Source organism: Novacetimonas maltaceti, from assembly GCF_002906255.1.
GTDB lineage: Bacteria > Pseudomonadota > Alphaproteobacteria > Acetobacterales > Acetobacteraceae > Novacetimonas > Novacetimonas maltaceti.
Genome location: NZ_POTC01000072.1, coordinates 1 through 9,920, shown reverse-complemented (window position 1 = coordinate 9,920; position 9,920 = coordinate 1). Strand labels below are relative to the sequence as shown.

The following is a 9,920-nucleotide window of genomic DNA, read 5'->3' as shown; positions in this document are numbered from 1 at the left end:
ACCGGGAAAGCCGCTCTTCAACATCAAAAAAACCAGGCTGCTTCATATCGCCATTCCCTCAATCAACGCAGAAGAAATAGAATCATACAGAAGACCTCAAAACCAGGGGGTTTTTAGAACCCTCCAGTTTCTACATGGCTCAAATGGGATACTGATCGGCACCCAAGGTCTACCAATTCTTCGCAGTCGGTTTCGATCAAACCACAGGTCAACATAGTCTGGGGGCAGCATTACTTCTGGAGCCAAATCGAAGCGTTTATTGAGCCACACGATATAATTATTGCGGATAACGGCACGTCGCTTGCGGGCGTGAATGCTCTTAAATTACCAGAAGGATGTAGCATTGTTTCCCAACCTATATGGGGAGCGATTGGCTATACATGTCCCGCGCTACTCGGCACGCTACTTGCTGCACCGCATAGACGCCAGTTGCTCTTCATTGGGGATGGAGCATTTCAACTTACTGGGCAAGAAATTTCCACCATGCTGAGGCGAGGTGCGGCGCCAATTATCTTCCTCATCAATAATAGAGGTTATACGATAGAACGAATGATCCTTGGACCAAACGCACATTTTAATGATATAGCCGCGTGGAGCTATGAAGACCTGCTACACGGTTTCGGCGGAAAAGAGTGTGGCAAATTTATAAAGGTCGGCGATATATCGGGTCTCCAGAAAGTTCTTCAGAATCCATCAAACGGTGATAGATTGCTTCTAATCGAAGTCTCGTTTGATCCACTTGACGGACCACCTGGTCTCAGCGAATTTGGCAAGATGGCTCGAGACTATGACTACCCTACGTCCTACGGCATGTCGTCAGTTAAGTCATGAGTGAGGCACGTCGGGGTTGTACTTTGTGTCTGCGTGTACTGACTGTTTTCCGTTTTATGGTGGAGACAGACAGATGCGGCGCTATAGTTTACGCGATAACCAGTGGCAGCGGATAAAGGATCTTCTTCCCGTTCGAGAAGGCTATGTCGGCGACACTGCGGCGGACAACCGTCTGTTAATGGAGGCGGTCCTGTATCGCTACCGCGCGGGCATTCCATGGCGCGACCTTCCTGCCCGTCTCGGCGACTGGAAAAACGTGCACCGGCGTCTGCGCCGCTGGTGTTAAAGCAGTGTCATTGAACGGATATTTCGTTATCTGGGTGCTGATCACGACAGCGAATACATGATGATCGACAGCACAATTGTCCGGGCGCATCAGCATAATGCCGGAGCTCTCAAAAAAGGGCTACGGATGAGGCCATCGGACGATCACGAGGCGGGTTGACGACAAAGATCCATGCCGCCTGCGACGCTCTGGGCAATCCGGTGGAACTGGGCATCACACCGGGGTAGGATGTCGATATCACCCAGGCGGAACCGCTTGTGGAAAACATCAACCCGGATGCTTTCCTTGCTGACAAGGCGTATGACGCGGACATGTTGATCGATCGGCTGGTACAGCGCGGGATTACTTGTCAGGTTGTGAGATGGGATGGTTGCCGTCCTCCCCGAACGGCATCGCAGTGTGCCAACGTGGTGGTTGGTAACGCAACCACGGAAGAGAGGACGGCAGATGACGGATACAATGATTGGGGTGGATCTGGCAAAGACAGTCTTCCAGATTCACGCGGCATCGCTGACGGGCGAATTGCTGTTCCGCAAGAAGGTCCGTCGCCCGCAGTTTCTGCAGTTTATGGCGAGCCAACCGCCGGCACTTGTAGTGATGGAGGCGTGTGGCAGCGCCCATTACTGGGCGCGGGAACTGATGAACGTGGGGCACGAGGTGAAACTGATCGCACCGCAATATGTCCGCCCGTTCGTCAAGCGCCAGAAGAATGACGCCGCCGACGCGGAAGCGATCGTGATCGCGGCCCGCCAGCCGGAGATGCGTTTCGTGGTGCCGAAGAGCGAGGAGCAGCAGGCGCGTGCTGTTCTGTTCCGCTGCCGCGACCGGCTGGTCCATCAACGGACCGAACTCGTCAATGCACTGCGCGCGACGCTTTATGAGTTCGGCCTGATCGTGCCAAAGGGCATTGCTCATCTCAAACGCATGGAGGAATTCATCGAAGATGAGAGCGTGTCGCTCCCGACGATCGTCCGGAAGGAGTGCCGCGATCTTCTGGAGCAGATTGATGAGCATTCAGCTCGGATCATGGAAAAGACCCGCGCCATGGCCGGGCTTTCGGAAGAAAGCGGTGTGGCGCAGCGTTTGGAAACGATGCCTGGTGTCGGACCGTTGACCGCACTGGCCGTTGAGGCCTTTGCCCCTTCTATGGAGAGCTTCCGTAGTGGCCGCGATTTCGCGGCATGGCTCGGCCTTGTCCCCCGGCAGTTTTCGTCCGGCGGCAAGGAGCGGCTGGGCCGGGTTTCGAAGGCCGGTCAGGCCGATATCCGACGTTTGCTGATCATCGGCGCCATGACGCGCGTGAACTGGGCGAGCCGCAAGCCGCCGCTGCCCGGCACCTGGCTGGCACGGATGCTGGCCCGCAAACCCCGTATGCTTGTGGCGATTGCCCTGGCGAACAAGATGGCGCGGACAATCTGGGCCATGCTGACGAAGCAGGAGAATTATCGGGATCCGGTTCCGTCCGCCGCAGCATGAGATGACCTCAACTGCGCGCGGGCGGAATCGGTAAGGGGGTGTGAGAAGGCGACGACCCATATGGGCGCATGATCGAGCCGATCCGGATCGGGAAAACCAACTGACGTCTTGGTGCCCTTGAGCACGTTTGTGAGATTTGGACCTGATCCGCAGATCACCATATCGGCCAGCGGCTTCTGAAAGCGCCGCGTTCAAAGGCCTGACAGAAGACCGCAGTCGATCACTCGTTCAAAAGGTCAGATACTTCTTGCACTACGGACGGCAACCACAGAAGACGTCATTGGGATGATGTAGCGTGGGCGATACCGCGTTATGCTTCGTTGTTTTCTTCCGTTTGCAGGGAGACCGAATGATCCTTCAGATCCACCCACAGGCACGCACGACACCGGCTGTCCGGGCTGAGATAGCTCGTTCGTCAGAACCGACATCCGTGCTCGCCAGACGCTACGGGATCAGCGATGAAACAGTCCGCAAGTGGCGCAGGCGTGGTTCGGACGCCTGTCAGGACCGCAGCAGCCGTCCCTGGAGGCTGGCCTGGAAAGCCTCGGAGGAGGAGCGCGCCATTGTCTGTCAGCTTCGGCGTTCTACCGGTTTTGGTCTGGATGATCTGACCTTTGTCTTACGGCATTTCCTGCCGCATCTGAACCGGGACAATATCTGGCGGATACTGAAAGACGCCGGATTGAACAGGCTGCCTCCTGTTCCAAAGGCCGGACCAGTTCGGGGACAGGGAAAGTTCCGCGATTACGATCCCGGTTATGTCCATATCGATGTGAAACATCTGCCAAAATTACAGACAGCAGATGGGGACCGGCGGAAACGTTTTCTGTATGTCGCCATCGATCGCTGTTCCCGTTCAGTGCACCTGGCTGTTTATGACGCGGAAAATGCGGATAATTCCGTTGATTTCCTCAATGCCGTCAAATCGGCCTTTCCTTTCCGGATCACCCATATCCTGACCGATCGTGGCTCCTGCTTTACAGCGGACGCCTTCGAAAAAGCCTGTCATGACATGGGAATCGACCGACGCCGGACCAAGGCTTACTCCCCTCAGACCAATGGAATGGTGGAACGCTTCAATGGCCGTGTCGCTACAGAAGTACTGCACGTCTGTGTCTCAAACCATGAAGATCTGGAAATTCTGCTCAGAGGCTTCTGTTTCGCCTACAATCATCGCCCGCAGCGTGTTCTGGGCGGCATCGCTCCCGCCCAATGCATCATCTCATGGCTTGAAAAACATCCCGCGTCACGTAATCAAGACTATATCAAACCGGCTGGTCGTGACATCATGAAACAGGTCGACGAAATCCTTGATTACGCCAATGACGTCTCACAACCTGACACCTAACGCCAAAACGGTCTGGCTGTTCCGTGAACGCCTGACCCAGGCGGGTGCGATTGAAAGACTGTTTGACCGCTTTGACGCGACCCTGCGCAACGCCGGATATTTGCCAATGTCGGGCCAGATCCTGGACGCAACGCTGGTGGCTGCTCCAAAGCAGCGCAATACGAATGCCGAGAAGGCAGATCTCCGGGCAGGACGTATTCCCGAAGATTGGCAGGACAAGCCGGCAAAGCTGTCGCACAAGGATCGTCGTGCGCGCTGGACGCTGAAGTTCACGAAAGCAAAACGGCAGGATGACGGAACGATCCCCGCAACGGATCTCGCTATCCCGTTCTTTGGATACAAATCCCACGTCTCCATCGACCGGAAGTTTCGGTTCATCCGGAAATGGAAGACGATGGATGCCGCCGCCAGTGATGGCGCGCGATTGAGAGAGGGGCTACTGGATAAAACCAATACGGCCTCAACTGTGTGGGCTGACACGGCGTATCGCTCAAAAGCCAATGAGGACTTCATGGAAAAGCAGGGCTTTGTCTCAAAGGTTCATCGCAAAAAGCCGCATCTCAAGCCTATGCCCCTGCACATCCAGAAATCAAATGCTGGAAAGTCAGTGATACGCTCGCGTGTCGAGCACGTTTTTGCCGATCAGAAGTCACAGACCGGACTATTCATCCGAACTGCTGGCATCATACGGGCCACCATGAGGATCGGGCTGGCCAATATCGTCTACAATATGCGACGGTTCCTCTTTCTGGAACGGATCAGTGCCACAGCATAGCAATCCAGAGCAGGAAGCCTTCTCTCTGCTCAAAACGCAGATCTGATGCCATCGCAGAAACCATCAATCAGTACGCCAAAACTCGAAAAATACGAGCCAACCTTGCCAAATAAGGGTTCTTCGAACCCTCCACATTCAAAAGAGCACGATTTTAGCCTCTTTATCTCTTCAATATAAGAGAATGAGGCGGATCGGGTGATGATGAAAGAAGAGTATCGTTCCGTAAGTGCTGGTAGTCATTTTATGGCAACTGACGAAAAACTGGCTATAAAATACGGATTCACAGCGGTGGTTTATGCGGGAAAAGATTCGTTGAATTCCGTGATTTTCCATCCATCAATGCTTTTATTGAAATAATTTGGCTGTCCATGTTGGCTATTAAGCCAGAGGCCGGTCAATTTTTCGGAGATTGCTTGGAATACGACGTCATGTCCAACCAAGACAATTCTGGATTTATTGTCCTGTATTCTCTCCATTTTGGTGAAAAAAGAATTACATCTTTTTTGTATTTCTTCCCAGGATTCCCCATATTTCGAAATGATTTTTACAAGTTGTTGTTTTTCATTTATTCCGTGCTCAATCATAACATTTTTGATCGATTTTCCATCGAGTTTGCCGAAATCGCATTCAGTCAGATTTTCTTCTATTTCAATCATTTCAAGTCGGTCGGGAAATGCTAGTCTTGCTGTCTCAATGGCTCGTTGTAGTGGGCTGACCAACACCCTGGTTACCGATAAATTCTTGAGTTTTTGTGCTGCCTGGTATGCTTGCTGTCGTCCGGTATCATTTAGAGGAATGTTACTCCTACCCTGCAGTAAACCTGACTTGTTCCAGTCTGTTTCACCATGACGAAGAAAAACAAATGGCTGAAGATTTTCCATAACGAACTCCTGTTTCACTATGTGTATCATAATAAAATTGATTTTGATGTTTTGGTTGCAGATTTGTACGGAGAGATGGAGCTCCTTATCTAATGCAGAATATTACCTTTCAAGTTGTTCTTGGGGGGACAAATAAATACAAATGTGACAGTCTCGTTAGAAAGAAGGATAGTCCAGGTTTGGGAATTTGAGCAGGCATGATGGCATTCGAGCAGAATGTGTTGTTTATCCGCAAGTAATTCTGTTGAATATTTTCATAGGATACAGAAAATCACGTAATTGACTTAAATTTCAGGGCTGCATAAGAATAGGGTATGCACACCAATCATCCCAAACGCGACGATATCCGGCTTGAGAGTGTACTGATGGCATTTGCAAATCCACTGCGACTGGCGGCTGTATGGACTATTGCTCAAGGTGACGGATATCCCAGCTGTAGCGTGCTGTCACATATTCCAAAATCCACCATGAGTCATCATTGGCGTATCCTGCGAGATAGCGGCGTTGTCTGGCAGCGCCAGATGGGACGGGAATACCGGCTGTCTTTGCGACGAGACGATCTGGACTATCGTTTCCCGGGGCTTCTGGATTCTATCTTGGCCCCGCTCACCATTGATGCACTGACTCACAACATGATCGTTGCATATAATGGGGAAGGGCAGAAGGTCGAGATATGATATTCGGTCCGACGCATTATATCATCGGAGCGTTGCTATGGACCCGTGCATAACAGGGAAGGGGTATTTCGAACCTGTGTTGTTGCATCGTGTGCGCATAGAAGAGGAGGGCGTCTATATATTGTAGCCATTTACTAACATGATTTACCAATTGTTCGCGCTCGACCGGCTAGTGTCGCAAAGATCATAGCCAGCATGCTTGATGCAACCAGTAGCCATAGGGAGGCACTCCAATTGCCGGTCGCGTCATGAAGCACGCCGATCAGCAATGGTCCGGCAGCAGCTCCCACATAACCAATGAATTGTGCCATTCCTGAAAGGACTGCAGCTTGATGATGATTATGTGTTCGGAGGCCGAATAGGGACAGGCTTGTGACCATCGCAACACCGGCACCGAGGCCGGCACAAATGAGCCACACTAAAGAAAGGCTGGGCATAAGTACTAAGCCGCTTGTCCCTGCCAAAAGTAAAAGCCCGCAGATGAAACCCAGTAATCGCTGATCGTTCAACCTCTGAAGCAGGGGCGCACAGCCGAGGTTTGTCGCAACAGCAACCACCTGAAAAACGAGCAACATGAGACCGGCGGAAGAGAGGGGTATGCCACGACTGGCTGCATAGGATGCAAACCAGTCGACAAGTGAGTAAAATACCAGAGAATGAAAAGCGAAAAAGAGGGATACCTGCCAGCCGATCGGATGACGCCATGGGGAGGTGAATGTCTGGTCGTTTGTGGCGGCTGAGGAAAGGTAATGTTGTCGTGTGCGAAACTGCGGCAGCCACATGAGAAGCGCGCCAAATGAGAGGAGGGCCCATATTCCGATTGCCCAGCGCCAGCTTAACCCAGGGATGCGTGCAATCGGCTCAGCTATCCCGGCAGACAAACCTGCCATTGCTGCCATTGAGGCAGCATAGAGACCGATAAGGCCTGCGGCGCGTGTCGGAAAATCGCGTTTCACCAAACCCGGGAGGAGAACATTCCCAAAAGCGATCCCAGCACTGAGGAGGAGAGTGCCAAACCAGATTGAACCAGGCAGATCCAGAGATCGCGTGACTGTGCCAACCAGAATGGCCATGACCGATACGCCAAGAATGCGTTCGAGACCATGTAGTCGTCCTACAGCTGGGGCCACAAGGGACAGGAGGGCAAAGATCAGTAACGGCAGAGAATTCAGTAGTCCGGCCGTCGTGCCGCTGAGATGAAGCTCATTCTGAATAGCCGGAAGTACGGGACCCAGACTTGTGATAGGCGCACGGAGGTTGGCACCGATAAGAATGATGCCGAGATACAGGCTTGAAAAGCCTACGGTCGAAGGGCGGGGGGCCGAAAAGGGAGTTGGCACGTCAACATCCTATACACGCCATCTTCCTTGGTTTCAGAACATGACGACAAGAATGCGTTGGTTGACGTTAACGCTTACGCGGCGACCGTAACATGGGCTTGCCGTCTGAAATCGTCCCTACATGTCGTTAAGGGATGTGTCAATCTGTCAGAGTGTTTCTGTTGTTTGCAGTCGTTCGGTTATGATTACGGTCCCGCTCAGGCTTATTCACCTTTCCAGACGACGACGGACAACATTTGTGATGGCGGTGCGTAACCAACGATGCACGGGATCGGTGTCGAGGCGAGGGTGCCATGCCTGAAAAACCTCCAGCGGTTCCACCATCACGGGTATCTCGAACGCGATGAGTCCAACAGCGGCGATGGATAAGCCACTTTCTACAATATCAGGCATGGAAAAAATCAGATCTGTATGCGTAATTCCATGTAATGCCGCGTAGTGTGACGGCATGACCAGAGCGATATTGCGTTCCAGGCCATACCCCTGGTCCAGAGCGACATCTATCGGTCCCCTGCGGCGCCCTTTACGGGAAACCACGACATGATTGTAACGTGTAAATGCTTCGGGTGTGATTTCACCGTCAAGAATCGGGTGACCATTACGGACGACACCTCGAAACTTTGTAGAAAAAAGTTTCTGCCGTCGGATATCCTGCTGAAGTTCACGGGTAGCTCCTATGAAAAGGTCCACGGTGCCCTTGCGAAGGGCCTCGCTATCGTGTCCCTCACTTTCGGGGGCAAAGCGTAAGTGGCATCCTGGGCATGTCCGCGTCAGTTCCTGCATGAGCGGACCTGAGAAAACGCTTGTCACCACGTCATTCGCCCGGATCGTAAAGGAAGGAGTGAGTTTCGTGAAATCTACCTCTTCCTGCCTGGAGAGCGCCCGTGCGCTCGCCAGAACAGTGGCGACCTGCGCCTGAAGCTCCATAGCTCTCGGGGTGAGAACCATTCTGCGCCCTGACAGGACCAGGATTGGATCGGAAAATGCCTCGCGGATACGCGCAAGAAAACGGCTGATTGTCGCACTACTGACCTTCATTCGCCGTGCTACGCCGATAACGCTCTGTTCTTCAAGGAGAAGGGCAAGAACATACAACAGGTTGAGGTCGTAATCCTGCTTCACTGAACCATGCTCCATGTCTTGTTTGTTTTGCTCACTGGTGGGGCGATACTTAATTAAAATAGCAGTTTCAAGGCTATCAGAATATCAAATGTAAATGCTATACGTTACAGAATATGAAATGCTGAATTGCAGGTTCTGGCGCTTCCCAGTGGGGTAGGCTTGTGAGCATTATCTTTTATATTTTCTATCAGCCTCAACTATGGACGTAAGATGACCTCATCGGCACAAACTGCCGTGCCAACCGATAGTAGGCTGCATCCTTCTCCGCTGACGTTGCCTGTGGTACCGGCACTCAATGGGCGGTTGTTGGTTGGTCTGCTGGGGGTTTTGCTAGCTGTTCTACTCGCGGGCTTTAACGAGCATGTAACGGAAATCGGCCTGAATGATATTCGTGGCCAGATGGGCATCGGCCATGATGAGGGGACGTGGGTTATTGCTCTGTTTGAAGCCTGCAATATTTCTGCAATGGCTTTTGCTCCTTGGTTTGCTGTTACGTTTTCTGTTCGCCGCCTGACAATAGCCATGACGGCAACTGTCGGTATATTGGGGGCGCTTGCCCCTTTTATGCCCGATCTCGCGTGTCTGCTGATCTTGCGCTGTGTGCAGGGGTTTGCCAGTGGGGCACTTCCCCCCATGCTGATGACTGTAGCGCTCCGCTTTCTTCCCCCTCCTATCAAGATCTATGGGCTTGGAGCCTACGCCCTGACCGCAACATTTGGTCCCAATCTGGCGACACCTCTGACAGGGTTCTGGTTTGAGTATGTTGGCTGGCAGTTCCTGTTCTGGCAGATCGTTCCTCTGTGTGTCGTAACGATTATCTGCGTGGCCTGGGGGCTACCACAGGATCCGATGAGACTGGAGCGATTCAGGCGGTTTGACTGGTTCGGGTTGATGACCGGTCTGCCCGGCATATGTTGTCTTGTCATCGCGTTGCAGCAGGGGGATCGGCTTGATTGGTTCCGCTCTCCTGTCATCACCCATCTGACGTGTGTGGGTGTGTTTCTTTGAGGTGGTCCCGTCCGTTCGGACAGTTTTGCGGGCTTGATAAGCTATACCAGGTTGTTGTTATGCCGCCCTTCTGACGGCGTTGCTGTTGGCCATCTGGTCCGGGGTTAACCCCGGACCAGATGGCGTCGGCACGTCATGATACGCCTCATCGGGCGTTCGTCCAGCCAGCGCCGTAT

The 9,920-nt window shown here is 52.6% G+C and carries 8 protein-coding genes and 2 pseudogenes; 7 read left to right on the top strand and 3 right to left on the bottom strand.

Going from position 1 to position 9,920, the window contains the following annotated elements; genetic code table 11:
- Positions 1-309: 309 nt before the first annotated feature.
- The 5 genes and pseudogenes from KMAL_RS17945 to KMAL_RS15070 form a co-directional block, all read left to right on the top strand.
- Positions 310-831, top strand: coding sequence for a thiamine pyrophosphate-dependent enzyme (locus KMAL_RS17945; RefSeq protein ID WP_167400171.1), 522 nt, complete (start codon positions 310-312; stop codon positions 829-831).
- Between the two features lie 73 nt (positions 832-904).
- Positions 905-1,461, top strand: a pseudogene (locus KMAL_RS17710) (IS5 family transposase); the annotation flags it as partial.
- A gap of 103 nt (positions 1,462-1,564) precedes the next feature.
- Positions 1,565-2,593 (top strand): IS110 family RNA-guided transposase, encoded by a 1,029-nt coding sequence (locus KMAL_RS15080; protein ID WP_025825740.1) that lies wholly within the window; start codon positions 1,565-1,567, stop codon positions 2,591-2,593.
- A 352-nt stretch (positions 2,594-2,945) separates the two neighbouring features.
- On the top strand, positions 2,946-3,941 hold the full coding sequence (locus tag KMAL_RS15075) for an IS481 family transposase (RefSeq protein ID WP_041247852.1): 996 nt from the start codon (positions 2,946-2,948) through the stop codon (positions 3,939-3,941).
- Positions 3,937-4,716, top strand: a pseudogene (locus KMAL_RS15070) (transposase); the annotation flags it as partial. The gene KMAL_RS15075 and the pseudogene KMAL_RS15070, both read left to right, overlap by 5 nt.
- A 293-nt stretch (positions 4,717-5,009) precedes the next feature.
- Here KMAL_RS15070 and KMAL_RS15065 read toward each other — a convergent pair.
- Positions 5,010-5,615: a histidine phosphatase family protein gene (locus KMAL_RS15065; RefSeq protein WP_180999851.1), complete on the bottom strand. Its 606-nt coding sequence runs from the start codon at positions 5,613-5,615 to the stop codon at positions 5,010-5,012.
- 296 nt (positions 5,616-5,911) lie between these two features.
- Here KMAL_RS15065 and KMAL_RS15060 point away from each other — a divergent pair, with 296 nt between their 5' ends.
- Positions 5,912-6,274: an ArsR/SmtB family transcription factor gene (locus KMAL_RS15060; protein ID WP_014106223.1), complete on the top strand. Its 363-nt coding sequence runs from the start codon at positions 5,912-5,914 to the stop codon at positions 6,272-6,274.
- 134 nt (positions 6,275-6,408) lie between these two features.
- Here the strand turns inward: KMAL_RS15060 and KMAL_RS15055 are convergent, their stop codons facing one another.
- Both KMAL_RS15055 and KMAL_RS15050 read right to left on the bottom strand, forming a co-directional pair.
- Positions 6,409-7,614, bottom strand: a complete 1,206-nt coding sequence (locus KMAL_RS15055; RefSeq protein ID WP_014106224.1) for an MFS transporter — start codon at positions 7,612-7,614, stop codon at positions 6,409-6,411.
- 207 nt (positions 7,615-7,821) lie between these two features.
- Positions 7,822-8,736, bottom strand: a complete 915-nt coding sequence (locus tag KMAL_RS15050) for a LysR family transcriptional regulator (protein ID WP_110096354.1) — start codon at positions 8,734-8,736, stop codon at positions 7,822-7,824.
- 210 nt (positions 8,737-8,946) lie between these two features.
- Between KMAL_RS15050 and KMAL_RS15045 the strand changes: the two genes are divergently transcribed.
- Positions 8,947-9,744, top strand: a complete 798-nt coding sequence (locus tag KMAL_RS15045) for an MFS transporter (RefSeq protein WP_408887934.1) — start codon at positions 8,947-8,949, stop codon at positions 9,742-9,744.
- Positions 9,745-9,920: the final 176 nt, after the last annotated feature.